Origin of the sequence: Spirillospora sp. NPDC046719 (assembly GCF_040645715.1) — a bacterium.
GTDB lineage: Bacteria > Actinomycetota > Actinomycetes > Streptosporangiales > Streptosporangiaceae > Spirillospora.
Genome location: NZ_JBEYYT010000164.1, coordinates 1 through 18,774 on the forward strand (window position 1 = coordinate 1; position 18,774 = coordinate 18,774).

Sequence of the window (18,774 nt, forward strand, 5' to 3'; positions counted from 1 at the left end):
CGTCGCTCGCGGCGGCCGACAGGGTGCTCGTCACCTCCCGGCGGACGGCCGCGGCGGGATCGTCGAGCAGCGCCAGGAGGCCGGGCAGCGCGGCGGCCCACGCGCCCGGCCAGCCCGGGTCGACGCCCGTGACCGTGTTCGCCTCGTGGGCGAGCCGTCCCAGCAGGTCGAGCAGGCCGATCCGGTCGGCGGTGTCCGGCGACGACACCAGTTCGACCAGGTAGGGCAGGGCTGCGGTGGCGGCGTCGCAGACGAACCCGCCCTGGTGGTGGATCCTGGCGTCCAGCTCGCCGACCGCGTCGGTGGACGGGTCGCGCTCGTCCGCGATGGCGCGCAGCAGGTCCGGGACGTCCTCGGCGGACCCGTACGCGTGCTGCAAGGAGGACCAGTCGATGCGGTCCAGGTCCCGGAGGAGCGTCACAAGACGGAGATCATTCCACGGAACCGGTGTAGGCGGCGATGGTGCGGTCCGCGCGGGCACGGGCGTCGGCCTCGGCGGTCCCGGAGGCGGCGTCCGCGGCGTACCAGCCCTCCGCGCAGCCGGTCATGAAGTCGCGGGCCTCGTCGGACGCCTGCCACTCCGGACCGAGGTCCGCCGGGACGTCCTTCCCGGTCGACAGGTGCAGGGAGAGGCCGAGCAGGCCCATGTCCCAGCCGACGCCGACGGCTCCCGGGCCGAACTGCTCCCAGTGGTCGTCGACGTGGGTGATGTGCTCCAGCTCGAACCGCGTCCGGTCGCCGTCCTCGGGCGTCAGCCGCACCTCGATCCAGCTGGTCTGGCCGGCGAACTCCCAGGTGGCGAAGAAGCTCTTGGGCGGGTCGCAGCGCTCGACGGTGCCGCCGGCGTTGCCTTCGAGCTGGTACCGGCCGCCGGGGCGCAGGTCGCCCGAGACGGGCAGGAACCAGCGCGGGATCCGCTCGGCGTTGGTGACGGCGTCCCACACGTCCTCGACGGGGGCGGCGTAGGTCTGGCTGATGACGACGGCGCGGGCGGTGCCGGCCTCCATCTCGCGCTCGCCGACCCGGCGGCGCACGGCGTTGATCTGCCCGGTCACTTCGATCATGGTTCCTCCTCGGTCCGGCGTGCGCGCCGGCCCCTGGCGATCTCGGTGGCCAGGGCGTCCAGATGCGGCGTCCAGTAGCGGCGGAAGCGGTCGAGCCAGGCGTCGATCTCCTGGAGCGGCGCGGTGCCGACGCTGTAGAGGCGCCGTGTCCCGTCCGGCCGGACGACCGCGAAGCCCGCCTCCCGCAGCACCCTGAGGTGCTGCGATACGGCGGGCTGCGAGATGCCGAACTCCTCCCGGACGACCGACGACACCGCGCCCGAGGACCGCTCGCCGTCGGCGAGCAGTTCGAGGATGCGGCGCCGGACCGGGTCGCCCAGCACATCGAAGGCGTGCACGGCCCTCAATATATGGCCTCGGCTTATATAAGCCAAGCCTTAAACAATGAGGGCGGGCACGGGTCCGCGGGTCAGCGTCCGGCGAGGAGGTCCTCGAACGGGACGGGTTCCTCGTACGGGTCGGCCTTCGCGGCCGCGGGACGCCCGGCGATCGCGGCGGCGAGCTCGGCGCCCGCGCGGGCGATGCGGTCGGGCAGCCCGGTCTCGGCGCTCCCCCAGTCCTCCGACGCCGCGAACACCGCCGTCGGCATGGCGTTCGCGCGCAGGTAGGCGAACAGCGGGCGCATCGCGAAGTCGATGGCCAGGGAGTGCCGGGCGGTGCCGCCGGTCGCGCCGAGCAGCACCGGCCTGCCCTCCAGGTCACCGCGCTCGATCACGTCGAAGAACGTCTTGAACAGGCCGCTGTAGGACGCGTTGAAGACCGGCGTCACCGCGATCAGCCCGTCCGCGCCGGTCACCGCCTGGACGGCGGTCCGGAACTCCCCCGACGGGAAACCGGTCAGGTTCGCGTCGACCATCGCGTGGGCGTGGTCGCGGAGCTCGACGGCCTCCACGGCGACGTCGCCGCCGAGCGCCTTCGCGGCCGACTCGGCGAGGCGGTCGGCGAGCAGCCGCGTGGACGACGGCCGCCCGAGCCCCGCCGAGACCACGGCGAGCGTCGTCATCGGGTCACCTCCGCGTTCTCCTTGGCCGCGACCAGCGCGGCGTGCGTCGGCGCGGTCGCCGGGACGTGCGCGGGCCGCAGCGACTCGAACTCCTTGCGCAGCACCGGGACGACCTCCTCGCCCAGCATGTCGATCTGCTCCAGGACGGTCTTCAGCGGCAGTCCCGCGTGGTCCATCAGGAACAGCTGCCGCTGGTAGTCGCCGAAGTGGTCGCGGAACGTCAGCGTCCGGTCGATGACCTGCTGCGGGCTGCCGACGGTCAGCGGCGTCTCGCGGGTGAAGTCCTCCAGCGACGGGCCGTGCCCGTAGACGGGCGCGTTGTCGAAGTAGGGCCGGAACTCGCGGACGGCGTCCTGGGAGTTCTTCCGCATGAACACCTGGCCGCCGAGGCCGACGATCGCCTGGTCGGCGGACCCGTGCCCGTAGTGCTCGTAGCGGCGCCGGTACAGGCCGATCAGCCGCTGGAAGTGGTCGGTGGGCCAGAAGATGTGGTTCGCGAAGAACCCGTCGCCGTAGTAGGCGGCCTGCTCGGCGATCTCCGGGCTGCGGATCGAGCCGTGCCACACGAACGGGGGCGCCCCGTCCAGCGGGCGCGGCGTCGAGGTGAACGACTGGAGCGGCGTGCGGTACTTGCCCTCCCAGTCGACGACGTCCTCGCGCCAGAGCCGGTGCAGCAGGTGGTAGTTCTCGATGGCGAGCGGGATGCCGTCGCGGATGTCCTTGCCGAACCAGGGGTAGACGGGCCCGGTGTTGCCGCGCCCCATCATCAGGTCCACCCGCCCGTCCGCGAGGTGCTGGAGCATCGCGAAGTCCTCGGCGATCTTCACCGGGTCGTTCGTGGTGATCAGCGTGGTCGAGGTGGACAGGATCAGCCGCTCGGTGCGCGCCGCGATGTAGCCGAGCATCGTCGTCGGGGAGGACGGCACGAACGGCGGGTTGTGGTGCTCGCCGGTGGCGAAGACGTCGAGCCCCGCCTCCTCGGCCTTGAGCGCGATCGCGACCATCGCCTTGATCCGCTCGGCCTCGGACGGGGTCCGGCCGGTGGTCGGGTCGGTGGTGACGTCGCCGACCGTGAAGATCCCGAACTGCATGCCGGCCTCCAAGTAGTAGAAGTTTCAATTACCCTACCGAACCCCGGCCCCCGCCCCGCTATTCCGGTTCCCGGCGCGCGCTACGGCACGGACTTCTCGAGCGCCTCCAGCAGCCAGAAGTGCAGCGCGCCGAGGGTCAGCGGCTCCCCCGTGACCAGGTGGAACAGCTCCCAGTACCGGGCCACGCGGGCATCGCGCTCCACGGCGGCGTCGGCCAGGATCCGGCGCCGGAACTCCGGCGTGTCCCTGGCGCTCCTCCCCGCGGCGTGGGCGTCGACGAACCGGTCCAGCGCCGCGCCGGGCCCTGGCGGCGCCCCCGCCAGGACCAGCGGCGCCGCCAGCTCCATCGCCTCGCTCATCCCGGCCAGCAGCGACTCCTCGTCGCCCACGGCCCGCACGTTCGACCGCGCCTGCTCCAGCAGCCTGCGGTTCAGCGACCGGTCCCCGGTCAGCACGACCATCTCGGCGTAGGCGACCACCTGCGCCGGGGACGGGTCGGCGGGCGGCGGCGGGACCACCCGCTCCAGGAACGCCTCGACCCGCTCGTCCGGCAGCGGCGCCATGATCCGGCGCAGCCAGAACTCCACCAGCGCGGCGCGCGCGGCACGGCCGTCCTCGGCGGCCGCGAGCAGGTCCAGCCGCGCCGCCCGCCGGTCCGCCGGTGCCGCCTCCACCGCGCCCAGCGCGGCGCGGCGCCAGGCCAGCGCCGACATCTCCGCCTCCAGCGCGGCCCGCTCGGCGGCCACCGCCTCGCCGAGCGACCGCTCCCCCGCCAGGACGGCCGTGATGGCGGGCAGGCCGAGCCCGAGGCCGCGCAGCCGCCGGACGAGCCGCAGCCGGTCGGCGGCCGCCGCGTCGAACCGGCGGTGCCCGCCCGCGCTGCGCGCCGGTTCGAGGATCCCCTCGTCGCAGTAGAACCGGATCGTCCGGACGGGGACGCCGGTCAGCGCCGCCAGATCGCCGATGCCGAGGACCCCCGATCCTGTGGCGCCGGTCACACTCACTTGAACCTCCACCGGGCTGGAGTTCCTACGGTACGGGCACGACGTCCACGAGGAGGGAGCGAACATGGACGACACGGTGCTCGGCGCCCACCGCATCGCCGAGGCGCTGCGCGAGCACACCGAAGGGATGGCCGGGGCCGTCGCCGGCGCGGACCCGGACACCGCGGTGCCGACCTGCCCGGACTGGACCCTGCGCGACCTCGTCGGCCATATCGGCCAGGCGCACCGGTGGGCCGCCGGGTTCTTCCGCGCAGGCGAGACCGACCTGGTCACGGAGCTGCCCCGGACCGTGCCCGGCGCGCCGGAGGACTGGCCCGGCTGGCTGCGCACCGGCGCGGACGACCTCGTCCGGGTCTTCGAGGCGGACCCGGACCGCACCGTCGCGCACCCGCTCATGGGCCCGCGCCCGGCCGCGATGTGGCTGCGGCGGATGCTGCACGACACGGTCGTCCACCACGCCGACGCCGCCCTCACCGCCGGCGTCCGGTACGAGGTGGCGGCCGACGTCGCGGCCGACGGGATCACCGAGTGGCTGGGGCTGCTGTCCGAGCCCGCCGCGGTGGAGCTCCAGCCGCGGCTCGCCGAGCTGCGCGGGCGGGGCGAGACGCTGAGCCTGCGCCCGTCCGAGCCGTCCGTGCCCGGATGGGTGATCACCCGCGCGCCGGACGCGATCCGCTGGGAGCGCGCCGACCGGGACGGCGACATGACCATCGCCGGGCCCGTCCGGAACCTCCTGCTCGTGTTCGCGCGGCGTCTCCCGCCCGACGGCGCGGAGGCGAAGGTGACCGGCGACCGGGCGCTGCTGGACCACTGGCTCGCCCGCACCGCGTTCTGACCTCCACACTGGGGCGATGGCGGACGAGTGGGACGAGTGGCGGGCCGACCCTCGCCGGGACGACCTGGCCGCGTTCGCGGCGGTCGAGGACGACCGCGCCGGATCGCATCCCGGCGTCCGCCATGTCCGGGCCCTGGGGACGATGTACCGGTTCGACATCCACCATCCGGGCGACGTGGACACCTATCCCGACCGGCAGCGCCAAGAGGTGCGAGGCATGCGGGGGCCGGACGGGCGGGAGCGCCGCGTCGCCGAGGGTGAGACATGGCGGTTCGCCTGGTCCTGGTACCTGGCGGGGGCGTTGCGGGCGACGGCGGCCTTCACGCACGTCCAGCAGTTCTTCGCCTCGGTCCCCGGCGGCGGGCCGGGCGGCGGACCGGTCCTGGTGACGTCGCTGCGGCGGCGCGGCGGCCGCGACCTGCTGGAGCTGAACGCGATCCGGTCGGGCGTCGTCGTCGGCGCCGCCGACCTCGGCCCGCTCCGCGGCCGGTGGATCGGCGTCGGGATCGAGGCGCGGTTCGCCGCGGCCCCGCACGGGCGCGTCCGCTGGACGATCACGGCCGGCGGGCCGGACGGCGCCGGGGACGCGGTCGCCGACGTCGAGCGCGGCGGGCTCGACCTGCGCCCCGGCGCGGCGGGCGTCTCCCCCAAGTGGGGCGTCTACCGGTCGCTGAAGGACCCGGCGCGGCTCGGCGACGCGCACCTCCTCATCAAGGATCTTCATGCCCGCCGATTGCGGCATTTCGGGTGACCGCGGCGATACGGTGCAGGGGCGGCGCCGGAACGGGCCGCCCGGAAAGCCCCCGCGGCCACCGGAGACCCCCTGAGGAGGAACCGTTGAGCCAGCCTTCGACCGTCCCCGGGTCCTTGCGCGACGACGCCGCCGCCCTGCAGGACGACCTCGCCCGGCTCCGCGGCGCGCTGCACCGCGAGCCCGAGCTCGGCCTGGACCTGCCCCGGACCCAGGAGAAGGTGCTCGCGGCCCTCGACGGCCTCCCGCTGGAGATCACCACCGGCGAGCGGCTGACCTCGGTGACGGCGGTGCTGCGCGGCGCCCGCCCGGGCCCGACGGTGCTGCTGCGCGGCGACATGGACGCGCTCCCCGTGACCGAGCGCGGCGACGCCGCCGTGGTCTCGCGGGTCGGCGGGGTGATGCACGCCTGCGGCCACGACCTGCACACCACGATGCTGGCGGGCGCGGCGCGGCTGCTCGCGGCCCGGCGCGACGACCTCGCGGGGAACGTGGTGTTCATGTTCCAGCCCGGCGAGGAGGGCCTCGGCGGCGCGCGGATCATGATCGAGGAGGGCGTGCTGGAGGCGTCCGGCGAGCGCCCCGTCGCCGCGTACGCGCTGCACGTGTTCTCCGCGGCGCTGCCGCAGGGGATGTTCGTGACCCGGGGCGGGCCGATCATGGCGGCCGCGGACCGGCTGCGGGTCACCGTCCGGGGCGTCGGCGGGCACGGGTCCATGCCCCACCTGGCGAAGGACCCGCTTCCGGCCGCCTGCGAGATGGTCACCGCGCTGCAGACGATGGTGACCCGCGCGTTCGACCCGTTCGACCCGGTGGTGCTGACGATCGGGTCGTTCCACTCCGGCACGATGGACAACGTGATCCCGGACGAGGCGAGCTTCTCCGGCACCGTCCGGTCGTTCTCCCCGGCGTCGCACGAGAAGCTGAAGGAGCGGACGGTCGAGCTGGTGCGGGGCCTCGCGAAGGCGCACGGCCTCGACGTCGACGTCAGTTACGTCCAGGACTACCCGGTGACGATCAACGACGGCGCCGAGGCCGCGTTCATGGCGGACACCATCCGGGAGGTGTACGGGGAGGAGCGCTACTTCGACTCGCCGCAGCCGTTCCCCGCCTCGGAGGACTTCTCGTTCGTGTGCGACGAGGTACCGTCGGCCTTCGTCGTGATGGGCGCGTGCCCGTCCGGCGCCGACCCGGGCAAGGCGGCCGTGAACCACTCCGCCGACGCCCGCTACGACGACGCCGTGCTCGCGGACGGCGCCGCGCTCTACGCCGAGCTGGCCGCCCGGCGGCTGGCGCGGGAGAACTGACCGGCACGGGGAACCACCACGGGGAACCGACGCGCGACCGGTGCGGAGCAGCCGAAACATTCCGGCCCGCCCGGTCGTCAGACTGGGGGGCGGGGCGGACCCGCGCCGCACGGCATGGAAACGGGACGGGGCGGGACCGGCGGTCCCCCGCGGCGGATCGGAGGGCGCCGGTGTTCATCGGGCTGCTGACGGCGGTGGGCGCGTCGGCCTGCTACGGGACGGGATCGGTCCTGCAGGCGCTCGGCGCCAGGCGGTCCGCGGCGCGCGAGACCGCCGCGGGCGCCGGGTCCACCGAGTACGGCGGGCCGAGCCTGTCCGCCACCGCCAAGGCCGTCGTGACGTGGGAGTTCATCGTCGGGACGGTGCTGGACACGGCCGGGTTCGCGCTCGGCGCGCTGTCGGCGAAGCTGGTGCCGCTGTTCCTGTCCCAGACGGTGATCAGCGCGAACCTGGTGATCACCGCGGTGCTCGGCATCTGGGTGCTCGGGATCCGGCTCGTCCGGCCGGAGTGGATCTCGATCGGGGTGGTGTGCGCCGCGCTGGTGCTGCTCGCCGGCACCGCCGGGCACGAGGGCGCCGGGCGCGTCGCGATCGGCTGGCACTGGGGGCTGCTCGGGGTGTCGGTGCTGCTCGTCGCCGCGGCGCTGCCGATCGTCCGGCTGATGGGCTCGCGCGCCGCGATCCCCGCCGGCCTGCTGTCGGGGCTGTGCTTCGGCGCGGTCGGCGTCGGCGTCCGGATCCTCAACGGCACCGACCCGCTCGCCTGGCGGGACCTGCTCGGCGACCCCGCGCTGTACGCGATCGCGATCGCGGGCCTCGGCGGGATGTACTTCCACACGCTCGCGCTGCAGATCGGGTCGATCAACGGCGCGACGGCGGCGCTGGTGGCGGGCGAGACGGTCGTCCCGGGGATCATCGGGGTGCTGTGGCTCGGGGACGCCTCGCGCGACGGCATGGCGGTCCCGGCGGCCGTCGGGTTCGTGCTGGCCGTCGCCGGCGCGGTGGCGGTCGCCTGGTACGGCAACCCGCACGTCCCCGGCGTCCGCGAGCCCGAACCGGCCGAGAGCGTCGGGGGCTGAGCGGCGCCCGCCGGTCGGGCGGTCGGGCGTCCGGGCGGTCAGCCCTCGTGGACGGCCTGGATCTCCAGGGCGATCGCGATCGTGTCGCCGAGCATGACCTTGTCGCCCTGCAGCGGCACGTTGAACTCGATGCCGAAGTCGCGGCGGCTGATGGACGCGGTCGCGGTGAAGCCGGCGCGGGTGCCGCCCCATGGGTCGGACCCGATGCCATGGAACTCGGTCAGCAGCCGGACCGGCCGCGTGACGTCCTTGACCGTCAGCTCGCCGTCCAGGTGGTAGCGGGGGCGCTTGGCCCGGCGGCCGATCGTGGCGCGTTCCACCCCGGTCCCGCGGAACGTCATGACCGGATGGCGCTGGACGTCGAGGAAGTCGGCCGAGCGGACGTGCTCGTCGCGCTCGGGGCTGCGGGTGTCGATCGAGCCCATCCTGATCTCCGCCCGCGCGGTGGAGTCCATCGGGTCGTCACCGATCACGACCTCGCCGCCGAAGTCGGGGAACGAGCCGCGGACGGTGGTCATCAGGTGCCGGATCGTGAAGGTGATCTCGGAGTGGACCGGGTCGATGGACCAGCGGCCCGGCGCGAGGCCCCCCACCTCGTCCCCCATGACAAATCCCCCTAAAGAGCGCAATCAGGTTCAAACACGAAAAGTTACCGTAAACCAGTCCATGATCGTTGTGACGGCGCGGCCAGGGGGAATGCTCTCCAGATGATCGGCGAACACGTGCTGGCCGGATACGTCCACGACGCGGGCGGCCGGGAGGCCCTGGACCTGGCGCGCGCCATCGTCGCCCTCACCGGCGGCGAGCTGAGCGTCGCCACCGTCCACCCGCCGGGCCGCGCGGGCGCCGCCGGCGAGGCCCACGCCCTGCTGGAGCAGGCCGCCGAGCTGCTCGGCGAGCAGCCGGCCGAGCTGCTCGTCCAGGAGAGCCGCAGCGTGGGCCGCGGCCTCACCGCGCTCGCCGGCCGGATCGGCGCCGACCTGATCGTCGTTGGCTCCCCGGAGGGCGGCGCGCGGGGCCGGATCGGCGTCGGCGCCGCCGCCGACCACCTGCTGCACTCCGCGACCGAGGCCGTCATGCTCGCCCCCGCCGGCTACACGCCGCCCGACGAGCTCGGCCGCATCACCGTCATGTACGTCCGCCGCCCCCAGTGCGACGAGGCCGTGATCCGCGCCGCCCAGGCCGCCGACCGGCTCGACGTCCCGCTCCGCCTGGTCACCCTCGCCATCGGCGACGTCGACGCCGAGCGGCTCCGCGACGACCTCGCGCTCGCCATCCGCCTGGCCGTCGAGTCCGCCGAGCTGCCCCCCGAGGACGTCAGCGCCGACCTGGCCGAGGGCGACGACGTCGCCGACGCCCTCGACGACCTCGACTGGCCCGACGGCGAGCTGCTCGTCTGCGCGTCCAGCGAGGACGCCGCCGCCCACCGCGTCTTCCTCGGCGAGGTGGCCGTCAAGGTGCTGCGCGCCGCCCCCTGCCCGGTGACCGTCCTGCCGAGAGGCTACTTCTGACGGGCCACTTCCGACGGGCTACCCCCGAGTAGCCCGTTATGACCGCTTTCCCGGAACGGCTTGCCGCCCCCGGTTTACCTCGACTACATTCCAGCGAGACCGGAACGTGACCTTGGAACGAGGCACCGACCGGATCCCCGGTCGGGCGCCCCCTGCCCGAGTCGGCGAGTCGGCAGGGAGCGAGATGGACCCGATCGGCAAGAAGCTGCTCGACGTGGCGCAGGCCCAGCTCGGATACACCGAGCACGGCAGCGGCTACACCAAGTTCGGCGACTGGTACGCCAAGCACATCGACGGCGACCACGACTCGTACTTCAAGACGGCCCCGTGGTGCGACATGTTCCTCGCCTGGGCCGCCGACAAGGCCGGCGTCGCCGAGCAGGCCGGGCAGTTCGCCTCCACCGTCGACCACGCGAAGTGGTTCAAGGAGCACGGCGCCTGGGGCCACACCCCCGAGCCCGGCGCCCTCGTCTTCTACGACTGGTCCGGCTCCGGCGACATCGACCAGATCGACCACGTCGGCATCGTCGAGAAGGTCGACGGGCACACCCTCCACACCATCGAGGGCAACGCCGACGGCTACAAGCTCATGCGCAAGACCCGCAGCATGGACGACGTCGTCGGGTTCGGCTACCCGGGCAGGATCCAGGTCACCGAGGCCAAGTACGCCCCCAAGCACGCCGCCCCCGCCACCACCGTCGACAAGGTCGGCGCCCCCGCCACCACGACGCACACCCACGAGGAGCAGCACAGCGGCTCCGGCGGGCAGCAGCTCCCCGCGCAGGACGTCGTCCTCGGCGGCATCCTCGCCTTCGTCCTCTGCGGCACCGTCGCCCTCGCCGCCGGACGCGCCGCCGCCGCGAAGGCCCCCACCACGCCGCCCATCCGGGTCCGCAAGCGCGGCAAGCACCACCGTCCCGCGACGCCCGTCGCCCTCCCGGCCGACGTCACCCCCGCCGACCTGGACGCCGCGGACGCCGGCACCACCGTCATGCCCGCGCTGTCCCTCGCCGCCGCCCACGAGGCCGAGGACCGCGAGTTCTGGGGCCGCATCGCCCACCTGGAGGAGGACAAGGAGCTCGCGTTCTGGAACTCGCTGCACGCGGAGGCCACCGAGTCCGCGGCCGGCTCCCCGGCCGGTTCCGAGCCCGGCTCCGCGGCCGACGAGTACGCAACCACTCCCGGATTCCGCTAGAGTTATTCATGCGCGCCGGGGGAAACCCCGGAGCCGACAAGCGGACGTGGCTCAGTTGGTAGAGCATCACCTTGCCAAGGTGAGGGTCGCGGGTTCGAATCCCGTCGTCCGCTCTGAGAGGTCCGTGAGGCCTCGCTCTGGTGGAGTGGCCGAGAGGCGAGGCAACGGCCTGCAAAGCCGTGTACACGGGTTCAAATCCCGTCTCCACCTCGCAGTACACGCAGAGCAGTAACGCAAGGGCGATTAGCTCAGTGGGAGAGCGCTACCTTGACACGGTAGAGGTCACTGGTTCAATCCCAGTATCGCCCACGCACGAATCAGGAGTGGCGGGTCCGCGGATAACGCGGGCCGCCACTCCTTCGTCGTAGTGACGCCATCTCCGGCGTGAGGCCCTTGTCCGGCCGCCGGTCAGCCGCGCGGTCGCTGGGCCTGGACCGCCCTTGCGGCGGCCTCGGCCAGGCGCTCGGACCGCGCGCAGCGCTCGGCGCTGGGCACGTCTCCCGTCACGGTCAGGTTCAGCGACTCCACCTTCTGGCTCCCGTGGAACCAGAAGGTCCGGTGGACGACGTCCGTCTCGCACCCGTCACCTTCGTCCGGCCACACGAACGCGGGCCGGCCCGCCAGACGGATCGGGCGGCCGCCGCGGCCGTCCTGCGGGTCGCCCTGGTCGAACAGCAGCCTCACCCCCAGCCGCCCCGCGCCGGACCAGTCGCACCCCCAGTGCGCGAAACGCGGCTCCGGAGGGGGAGCGGAACCGAGCGAGGTCCGCAGGACGGAGGCGCCGAGCAGCGCGCAGGCGTCCCGGTGGATCAGCGAGTTCCCCGGGCGCCGCAGCCGCCGCCGGGCGAGCGGGCCGCGATGGAGCACTCCCGTCGCGTGCTCGACGGCCGCGTCGGCGATGGCGCACAGCGGCGCGCGCGGCGGCCTCTGTGTCGCCGAGACGTCGACGGTGCCGCCGCCACCGGTGGCGGGCAGCCGGATCTCGCGATGGCACTCCTGGCCCTCCTGCGCCTCGGCGACGACCCGGAACCCGTGGAGATCGCGGACCGGCCCGGCGGGCGGGTCGTCCACCACGCCGAGGAGTTGCAGCTCCACGTCCACCTGCTCCTGGTTCGGCGGCTGGACGGTGACATCGCACCGGTCGAAGTCGCCGTAGTAGGGGTCCAGCTTCGCCGTGCCGAACCGCGTGACGACGGCGGGATCGGCGAGCGCGCAGGGATCGGCCGACCGCTGATCCCCCATGGACGCGCGCGGCGTGCCGCCGGGCTCCCAGAGGATGCCGGGCTGCCAGAGGAAGACGACCGCCGCCAGCGCGAGCGCCGGTACGGGCGCCACCGCCGCCAGGGTGAGGGCCCTGCGGCCGCGCCGCCGTGCCGGGACGGCGTCGATCCTGGTCTCGCGCGGCGGTTCCAGCCCGGCGCGCACCTCCGCCAGGCTCGGCCGCTTGGCCGGGTCCGGGTGCAGCATCCGCTTGACCAGGGCGCGGAGCGGCCCGGTCTCCCCGGCCAGGGCGCCCCTGCGGCGCGCGGCGCCGCCGCGCCCCGGAGAGCGGCCGGTGATGAGGGCGTGCAGGGTGACGCCGAGGGAGTAGACGTCCGACGCCGGTTCGGGCGCCCCGAGAGGGACCTCGGGGGCGGCGTAGCCGGGCGTGTAGGAGAGGGGGCCGTTCGGGGTGATCGTTCCGCTGCCGTGCAGGCGGTACGCGGCGCCGAAGTCGGCCAGCTTCGCGGTGCCGTCGTGGTCCAGGAGGATGTTCCCGGGCTTGATGTCGCAGTGGACGATCTCCTTCGCGTGCAGCGCCTCCAGCGCCCCGGCGACCTGGGCGCAGAGGCGCGCCGCCTCCCATGGCGGAAGCGGCGTCCCGCCCGCCAGGCCGCCGCCCGGCACATAGGCCATGACCAGCCAGGACTCGGGATCCTCAGCCGGGCCAGTGAAGACCGCGTCGTACAGGGTGACCACGTGCGGGTGCTCGAACTTCGCGAGCGCGCGGGCCTCGGCGCGCAGCAGGGCGGCGCCGGCCCTGCCCGCGTACTTCGGGCCGGGCCGTTTGACGACCACGTCCCGGCCGAGGACGGCGTCCCTGGCGAGCCACACCTCGCCCGTCGCTCCCCCGACGAGCGTCCGGACGAGCCGGTAGCGGTCGGCGACCACGTCTCCCTCGCGCACGGGCGCTCCTCTCGGCCGGGGGAAATGACACGTTCCGTGCACGGCCGAATGTACTGGGTGACCATCGGAGCGCGCGGCGTTTCCGGGCTCCCTGCCGGGGGAGGCACCTTTCGTGATCATGATGGAGGGGGCGCGGGCGTGGTCTGGCTGATCCTCATCGGCGCCGGGCTGATGGAGACGGTGTGGGCGGCGGCGCTGGAGGCGTCCCACCAGTTCTCCAGGGTGGGGCCGACCGTCCTGTTCCTGGCGGCGCTCGCGTTGAGCATGGTGGGGCTCGGGCACGCGCTCCAGTCGCTGCCGCTCGGGACCGCGTACGCGGTGTGGACGGGGATCGGCGCGGTCGGCGCGGCGGTGTACGGGATGGCGGTCCTGCACGACCCGGTGACGTTCGCCCGGATCGTGTGCCTGCTGCTGATCGTCGCCGGGGTCGTCGGGCTGCGCTTCGTCGCCGCCTGACCGGCCTCCCGGCCGGCCGTCCGGTCAGCCGCCCGACCGGAGGAGCCCGGGCAGGCCGGCGACGGACTCCAGCAGGTGGGTGTGGCGGTGCCGGCCCAGCTCGGCGGCCGGGGTGGCGCCCGTCGTCACCGCGACGACGTAGCGGACGCCCGCGTTGCGGCCGGCGGCGAGGTCGTTGGGGGTGTCGCCGGCGACGAGGACGCGGTCCACGCCCCGCACGCCCGCCAGTTCCATCGCCCGGAAGATCATGTAGGGGGCGGGGCGGCTCGCGGTGACGTCGTCGGCGGTGACCAGGCCGTCGACGGTACCGGGGACGGTCCAGCCCAGCGCGTCCAGGATCGACAGGGCGATGTCGCGGGAGTAGCCGGTCTGCAGGACGACCTTGACGCCCGCGGCGCGCAGTTCCGCGATCGCCTCGGTGACGCCGGGGAGGGCCTTCGGCGGGACGTCGGCGTAGGACTTGGTGAGGCGGGCGGTGAAGTCGGCGTACACCGTCTCGACGTCGCCCACGGGGGCCGCGCCGGTCAGTTCGGTCAGCAGGCCGGCGACGGCCTCGTGCTTGCTGGTGCCGGTCCAGCGGTGCAGGACGTCGGCGGGGACGGGGCGGCCGAGGTGCGCCGCGACGGCCCGCTCGAGCGCGGCGTAGACGGCGCCGCCTTCCTGGACGGTGGTGCCGGCCATGTCGAGCGCGGCGAGTTCGAAGGTCACAGGGCCTCTCCTGTCTCGGGGACGGTGCGGACGAGCGCGAGGTGGTGCGCCCGCTCGTTGGCGATGGTGAAGGTGGCGCGGTCGGGGCGGTAGCGGTCGTCGGCGTACTCGACGGGACGTCCGTCGGTGGTCCGCGCGGTGCGGCGCTCGCGCAGCAGCGGGCCGCCCTTCGGGACGCCGAGCAGGCGGGCGTCGTCGGCCGGGGCGGCGATCGCGTCGATGGTGTGGGTGGCGGCGACGATCTCCACGCCGCGGGCCAGCAGGCCCGCGTAGATGGAGCCGGCGTCGGTGTCGAACTCGAACAGCAGCAGGCCGATGTCGAGCGCGAACGTGCTGCGCTCCAGCATGACCGGCTCGCCGTCGAGCAGCCGGAGCCGCAGCACGTCGATGACCGGCTCGCCCGGCTCCAGCCGGAGCGCCTCGGCGGCGATCGGGTCGGCGCCGCGCCGGGCCAGCTCGATGGTGCGCTGGCCGGGCCGGTGCCCGGACCGCTCGACCCACGCGGAGAAGGACAGGAACGTCTCGAACGGCTGGCCCATCGGCCGCCGCCGGACGATGGGGCGGCGGCCCTGGCCGCCCTCGATGAGGCCCTCGTTGCGCAGCGTGGACAGCGCCTGCCGGACGGTGCCCCGGGAGGTCCCGAACTCCTCGACGAGCCGGGCCTCCGACGGCAGCGGCTCCCCCACGGCGAGGGCGCCGGAGACGATCCGCTCCCGCAGCGCGTCGGCGAGCCTGGCGTGCAGTGATCCCGACGTCATGGCCTGACCATACAAGGACCGGAAGCCGTCCTGTCAACGTGCGGGAACGTCCATGTTTTCCCAGGTGAACAGCCGGTTAACTTGTTTGTACAAGTAGCTCCGGCCGGTTGACGGGCGGCGGGGCGCGCCCCGAGTCTCGGGGCCATGACCCCCCTTCCTGCCACCCCCGTCGACCTCCTCGTGGTCGGCGCCGGCGTCGTCGGGCTGGCGCACGCCGCCGAGGCGCACCTGCGCGGGCTGACGGTCGCCGTCGTCGACCGCGACGCCTTCGCGGCGGGCGCCTCCGTCCGCAACTTCGGCCACGTCTGCGTGACGGCCCAGGACGGCGACGCGCTCCGGTACGCGCTGGCCGGGCGCGAGCGCTGGCTGCGGCTGGGCGCCGAGGCGGGCTTCGACGTGGCCGAGGCCGGCACGCTGGTCGTCGCGCGGCGGCCGGAGGAGATGGCCGTGCTGGAGGAGTTCGCCGCCGTGCGGGGCGGCGAGCAGGTGCGGCTGCTCGACGCGGCCGGCGTCGCGCGGCGGCTGCCCGGCGCCGAGGCGCTCGGCGGCGCGCACCTGCCGCTCGACCTGCGGCTGGACTCCCCCACTGCGATCCCCGCGCTGGCCGGCTGGCTGGCCGGGCAGGGCGTGCCGATCGCGCGGCGCACCAGCGTGCTGGCGGTGGAGCCAGGCCTGGTCCGCACGTCGCGCGGCGACGTCCGGGCCGCCCGGACGGTGCTCGCGGTCGGCCACGACCTGGACCGGCTGCTGCCGGACGTCGCCGACGCGGCCGGGATGACCCGCTGCCTGCTGCGGATGCTGGAGGTCGCCCCGCCGGGCGGCGTCCGGGTCGCGCCGGGCGTGCTGACCGGGCTGTCCCTGCTGCGCTACGGCGGGTTCACGGCGCGGCCGGCGGCCGCGGCGCTGCGCGAGGCCGTCGCCGCGGAGGCGCCCGAGCTGCTGGACGCCGGCGTGAACCTGATGTTCACGCAGCGTCCGGACGGCGCGATCGTGCTCGGCGACACCCACCACTACTCCGCCACCCACGCCCCGTTCGACGACGAGGGCACGGCGGAGATGCTGCTGCGCGAGGGCGCGCGGCTGCTCGGCGCCCCGTCGCTGCGCGTCCTGCGCCGCTGGCGGGGCCAGTACGCCTCGTCGGCGCGGACCGACGTGCTCGACGTCGAGGTGGCGAGCGGCGTCCGCGCCGTGTCCGTCACCTCCGGCATCGGAATGACGATCGCCCACGGGCTGGCCCCGGCCGTCCTGGACTCCCTCTTCTGACCCCTGACTCGATGAAAGGCCCTTCCATGCGCCGTTTCCGGCTCTCCCTCGCGCTCGCCGCGCTCGTCCCCGCGGCCGCCCTCGCCCTGACCGGCTGCGGCGACGGCTCGTCCGGCGCCGCGAAGGGGTCCTGCCCCGGCGGCAAGGTCCGCTTCGGCGTCGAGCCGTTCGAGGACGCCGCCAAGCTCACGCCCGCGTACAAGACGCTCGGCAAGGCCCTGGAGGCCAAGCTCGGCTGCCCCGTCGAGGTGCAGATCGTGCAGGGCTACTCCGCCGAGGTCCTCGCGCTGCAGAACAAGAAGCTCGACGTGGCGCAGTTCGGCCCGCTCGGGTTCGTGTTCGCGTCGCAGCGCACCGGCGCCGAGCCCGTCGTGTCCTTCGGGAATCCCGACAAGTCCGTGTCGACCTACAAGGCCGGCATCTGGGTGAAGAAGGACAGCCCGGTCGCGACCATCGCCGACCTCAAGGGCCGCACGCTCGCGCTCTCGGACGCCGGGTCGACGTCGGGCGACGCGCTGCCGCGCTACGCCATCCGGAAGGCGGGGCTGTCGGAGTCCGACGTCAAGATCCAGTACGCCGGCGGCCACCCGCAGTCGCTGCTCGCGCTGACCTACGGCAAGGTCGACGCCGCGGAGATCAACACCCAGCAGCAGGCGACCTCGACGTCCGAGCACCAGTTCGACGCCGCGAAGTACAAGCAGATCTGGGCGTCCGACCCGATCCCGAACGACCCGATCACCGTCGCCAAGGGCCTCGACCCGGCGTTCCGGACCAAGCTCGTCTCCGCGCTGACCTCGCTGTCCCCGCAGGACGTGGCGAAGGCGGGCGCGTTCCTCGACGTCGAGCCCGGCCCGCTCGTCCCGGTGACGAAGCAGACCTACCAGCCGCTGTTCGACCTCGCTCGGACGCTCGGCCTCACCGAGAAGAACCTGTAGCGCCATGACCGCCAACGCGCTCACGGTCCGCGGCCTGCGCAAGTCCTTCGGCGGCCGCACGGTGCTGTCCGGCTTCGACCTCGACGTGGCCCCCGGGGAGGTGGTCGCGCTCCTCGGGGCCAACGGGTCGGGCAAGTCGACCGCGCTGAAGTGCGTGGTCGGGCTCGTCCGCCCGGACGCGGGGCGGGCCGGGGTGTTCGGCACCGACCTGCTCGACGGGTCGCGGGCGGCCGACCGCGCCCGCACCCGCGTCGCCATGGTGTTCCAGCAGATCCATCTGGTGCGGCGCAGGACGGCCCTGGACAACGTCTGCGCGGGCGCGCTCGGCCGGCTGCCGCTGCGCCGGTCCTGGGCGCCCGCCGCCTTCCCGCGCGAGCTGCGCGAGGAGGCGATGGCGTGCCTGCACCGGGTCGGCCTGGCCGACCGGGCGCACGAGCGGGTCGCCGCGCTGTCCGGCGGGCAGCAGCAGCGGGTCGCGCTCGCCCGGGCCCTGTGCCAGCGCGCGGAGGTGCTGCTGGCCGACGAGCCGGTCTCCGCACTGGACCCGTCGGCGGCCGAGAACGTCATGGCCGTGATGACGGACCTCGCCCGGTCGGAGTCGATCGCGGTCGCGGCGGTGCTGCACCAGCCGGAGCTGGCCCGCCGCCACGCCGACCGGATGGTCGGACTGCGCGGCGGCCGGATCGCGTTCGCCGGCCCGGCCGCGGAGGTGTCCCAGGAGCAGGTGTCCGCCCTCTACGCCGCGGACGAGGAGGTCCACGCATGAGCGTTCTCACGACCGAGCGCGTCCCCGAACGGCTGCCCGTGCCGCGCAGGCGGCGCGGCCCCCGCACGCTGGCGATCGGCGGCGCCGTCGCCGCCGTCCTCGTGGCGCTGCACGTCGCCGCCTGGATCGGCACCGGGATGGACCTCGGGATGCTGGTCGACGGCTGGCACGGCATGGTCCGCTTCGTCTCCGAGGCCTTCCCGCCGGACCTCGCCTGGGACCCCGTCGTCAAGGACGGACTGCACGCCTGCCTGGTGACGCTGTGGATCGGGCTGCTCGGGACGACGCTGTCCATCCCGTTCACGATCGTGCTGTGCGCGCTCGGGTCGCGCGCCGTCAACGGCAACGCCGCCGTCTACCAGGCCGCGCGGGGCGTCATGTCGTTCCTGCGCGCCGTCCCGGACGTGGTGTTCGCGCTGATCTTCGTGACCGCGGTCGGGCTCGGCCCGTTCGCCGGGGTCCTCGCGCTGGTCTGCAACAACACCGGCGTGATGGGCAAGCTGTGGTCGGAGGCGATGGAGGAGGTCGACGACGGCCCCGCGCAGGCGCTGCGGATCGCCGGCGCGAGCCGCGCGCAGCTGGTCGCGCACGCGGTGCTGCCAGCGTGCGTGCCGCAGCTGGTCGGGCTGGTGCTGTACCGGCTGGACGTCAACGTGCGGGCGTCGCTGGTGCTCGGCCTGGTCGGCGCCGGGGGCATCGGGTTCCTCATCAACCAGTCGATCCAGGAGTTCCGGTTCGACCAGATGCTCACCTACATCCTGATGGTGCTCGTGCTGGTCGTGGCGGTGGACCTGCTCAGCTCCTTCGTCCGGCGCAGGCTCGCGCCGTGACCGCGCGCCGGGGCCCGGTCGCCATGGTGTGGCCGGGCGTGGGCGGGCGCCA

The 18,774-nt window shown here is 74.2% G+C and carries 20 protein-coding genes, 3 tRNA genes and 1 pseudogene; 14 read left to right on the top strand and 10 right to left on the bottom strand.

Annotated features, from left to right (window positions below; genetic code table 11):
• The 6 genes and pseudogenes from ABZ914_RS26015 to ABZ914_RS26040 form a co-directional block, all read right to left on the bottom strand.
• Positions 1 to 421 (bottom strand): annotated as a pseudogene (locus ABZ914_RS26015) (hypothetical protein); the annotation flags it as partial.
• A gap of 10 nt (positions 422 to 431) precedes the next feature.
• Complete coding sequence (locus ABZ914_RS26020; RefSeq protein WP_500196373.1) at positions 432 to 1,064, bottom strand: SRPBCC family protein; 633 nt, start codon at positions 1,062 to 1,064, stop codon at positions 432 to 434.
• Positions 1,061 to 1,402 (bottom strand): metalloregulator ArsR/SmtB family transcription factor, encoded by a 342-nt coding sequence (locus ABZ914_RS26025; RefSeq protein ID WP_190866430.1) that lies wholly within the window; start codon positions 1,400 to 1,402, stop codon positions 1,061 to 1,063. Before ABZ914_RS26025 ends, ABZ914_RS26020 begins: the two co-directional genes overlap by 4 nt.
• Positions 1,403 to 1,473: 71 nt before the next feature.
• Positions 1,474 to 2,067, bottom strand: coding sequence for a CE1759 family FMN reductase (locus ABZ914_RS26030; RefSeq protein ID WP_500196375.1), 594 nt, complete (start codon positions 2,065 to 2,067; stop codon positions 1,474 to 1,476).
• The gene (locus ABZ914_RS26035; protein ID WP_433249073.1) at positions 2,064 to 3,158 is read right to left on the bottom strand and encodes an LLM class flavin-dependent oxidoreductase; all 1,095 of its coding nucleotides are present in this window, start codon (positions 3,156 to 3,158) and stop codon (positions 2,064 to 2,066) included. The genes ABZ914_RS26030 and ABZ914_RS26035 overlap by 4 nt, the downstream gene beginning before the upstream one ends.
• 80 nt (positions 3,159 to 3,238) lie before the next feature.
• Positions 3,239 to 4,162: a MerR family transcriptional regulator gene (locus tag ABZ914_RS26040; RefSeq protein ID WP_500196377.1), complete on the bottom strand. Its 924-nt coding sequence runs from the start codon at positions 4,160 to 4,162 to the stop codon at positions 3,239 to 3,241.
• Positions 4,163 to 4,226: 64 nt separating this feature from the next.
• Here ABZ914_RS26040 and ABZ914_RS26045 point away from each other — a divergent pair, with 64 nt between their 5' ends.
• The 4 genes from ABZ914_RS26045 (at position 4,227) to ABZ914_RS26060 (ending at position 8,134) form a co-directional block, all read left to right on the top strand.
• Positions 4,227 to 4,997 carry a maleylpyruvate isomerase family mycothiol-dependent enzyme gene (locus tag ABZ914_RS26045; RefSeq protein WP_500196379.1) on the top strand — a complete coding sequence of 257 codons (771 nt, stop codon included), beginning with the start codon at positions 4,227 to 4,229 and terminating at the stop codon, positions 4,995 to 4,997.
• A gap of 16 nt (positions 4,998 to 5,013) precedes the next feature.
• Positions 5,014 to 5,748: a hypothetical protein gene (locus tag ABZ914_RS26050; RefSeq protein ID WP_500196381.1), complete on the top strand. Its 735-nt coding sequence runs from the start codon at positions 5,014 to 5,016 to the stop codon at positions 5,746 to 5,748.
• An 86-nt stretch (positions 5,749 to 5,834) separates the two neighbouring features.
• A complete protein-coding gene (locus tag ABZ914_RS26055; protein WP_500196383.1) occupies positions 5,835 to 7,055 on the top strand; it encodes a M20 metallopeptidase family protein in 1,221 nt (406 codons plus the stop codon).
• A gap of 170 nt (positions 7,056 to 7,225) precedes the next feature.
• Positions 7,226 to 8,134: a DMT family transporter gene (locus ABZ914_RS26060; RefSeq protein ID WP_190866418.1), complete on the top strand. Its 909-nt coding sequence runs from the start codon at positions 7,226 to 7,228 to the stop codon at positions 8,132 to 8,134.
• 38 nt (positions 8,135 to 8,172) lie between these two features.
• On the opposite strand, the gene ABZ914_RS26065 is transcribed toward ABZ914_RS26060, so the two are convergent.
• Positions 8,173 to 8,739 carry a YceI family protein gene (locus ABZ914_RS26065; protein WP_190866416.1) on the bottom strand — a complete coding sequence of 189 codons (567 nt, stop codon included), beginning with the start codon at positions 8,737 to 8,739 and terminating at the stop codon, positions 8,173 to 8,175.
• Positions 8,740 to 8,841: 102 nt separating this feature from the next.
• Between ABZ914_RS26065 and ABZ914_RS26070 the strand changes: the two genes are divergently transcribed.
• From ABZ914_RS26070 to ABZ914_RS26090, 5 genes are all read left to right on the top strand, one after another.
• On the top strand, positions 8,842 to 9,645 hold the full coding sequence (locus tag ABZ914_RS26070) for a universal stress protein (RefSeq protein WP_500196385.1): 804 nt from the start codon (positions 8,842 to 8,844) through the stop codon (positions 9,643 to 9,645).
• A gap of 184 nt (positions 9,646 to 9,829) precedes the next feature.
• Positions 9,830 to 10,840 (top strand): CHAP domain-containing protein, encoded by a 1,011-nt coding sequence (locus ABZ914_RS26075; protein WP_500196386.1) that lies wholly within the window; start codon positions 9,830 to 9,832, stop codon positions 10,838 to 10,840.
• A 40-nt stretch (positions 10,841 to 10,880) separates the two neighbouring features.
• Positions 10,881 to 10,953 (top strand) — tRNA-Gly (locus ABZ914_RS26080).
• 26 nt (positions 10,954 to 10,979) lie between these two features.
• A tRNA-Cys gene (locus ABZ914_RS26085) sits at positions 10,980 to 11,050 on the top strand.
• A gap of 27 nt (positions 11,051 to 11,077) precedes the next feature.
• Positions 11,078 to 11,149 (top strand) — tRNA-Val (locus ABZ914_RS26090).
• 99 nt (positions 11,150 to 11,248) lie between these two features.
• Here ABZ914_RS26090 and ABZ914_RS26095 read toward each other — a convergent pair.
• Positions 11,249 to 13,006: a serine/threonine-protein kinase gene (locus ABZ914_RS26095; RefSeq protein WP_500196388.1), complete on the bottom strand. Its 1,758-nt coding sequence runs from the start codon at positions 13,004 to 13,006 to the stop codon at positions 11,249 to 11,251.
• Positions 13,007 to 13,144: 138 nt separating this feature from the next.
• On the opposite strand from ABZ914_RS26095, the gene ABZ914_RS26100 reads away from it, so the two are divergent.
• Positions 13,145 to 13,462 (top strand): DMT family transporter, encoded by a 318-nt coding sequence (locus ABZ914_RS26100; protein WP_500196389.1) that lies wholly within the window; start codon positions 13,145 to 13,147, stop codon positions 13,460 to 13,462.
• Between the two features lie 24 nt (positions 13,463 to 13,486).
• On the opposite strand, the gene ABZ914_RS26105 is transcribed toward ABZ914_RS26100, so the two are convergent.
• Both ABZ914_RS26105 and ABZ914_RS26110 read right to left on the bottom strand, forming a co-directional pair.
• Positions 13,487 to 14,170, bottom strand: a complete 684-nt coding sequence (locus ABZ914_RS26105) for a phosphonatase-like hydrolase (RefSeq protein ID WP_500196391.1) — start codon at positions 14,168 to 14,170, stop codon at positions 13,487 to 13,489.
• Entirely contained in the window at positions 14,167 to 14,928 is a 762-nt protein-coding gene (locus ABZ914_RS26110; RefSeq protein ID WP_433247813.1) for a GntR family transcriptional regulator, read from the bottom strand. The genes ABZ914_RS26105 and ABZ914_RS26110 overlap by 4 nt, the downstream gene beginning before the upstream one ends.
• A gap of 144 nt (positions 14,929 to 15,072) precedes the next feature.
• Between ABZ914_RS26110 and ABZ914_RS26115 the strand changes: the two genes are divergently transcribed.
• Genes ABZ914_RS26115 through phnE form a run of 4 tightly spaced genes read left to right on the top strand, consistent with a single transcriptional unit; the run spans position 15,073 to position 18,722 of the window.
• Positions 15,073 to 16,191, top strand: coding sequence for a TIGR03364 family FAD-dependent oxidoreductase (locus ABZ914_RS26115; protein WP_500196393.1), 1,119 nt, complete (start codon positions 15,073 to 15,075; stop codon positions 16,189 to 16,191).
• A 26-nt stretch (positions 16,192 to 16,217) separates the two neighbouring features.
• Positions 16,218 to 17,126, top strand: coding sequence for a phosphate/phosphite/phosphonate ABC transporter substrate-binding protein (locus ABZ914_RS26120; protein ID WP_500196395.1), 909 nt, complete (start codon positions 16,218 to 16,220; stop codon positions 17,124 to 17,126).
• Between the two features lie 4 nt (positions 17,127 to 17,130).
• Positions 17,131 to 17,892 (top strand): phosphonate ABC transporter ATP-binding protein, encoded by a 762-nt coding sequence (locus ABZ914_RS26125; RefSeq protein WP_500196397.1) that lies wholly within the window; start codon positions 17,131 to 17,133, stop codon positions 17,890 to 17,892.
• The gene (gene phnE, locus ABZ914_RS26130; protein ID WP_500196399.1) at positions 17,889 to 18,722 is read left to right on the top strand and encodes a phosphonate ABC transporter, permease protein PhnE; all 834 of its coding nucleotides are present in this window, start codon (positions 17,889 to 17,891) and stop codon (positions 18,720 to 18,722) included. Before ABZ914_RS26125 ends, phnE begins: the two co-directional genes overlap by 4 nt.
• Positions 18,723 to 18,774 lie beyond the last annotated feature (52 nt).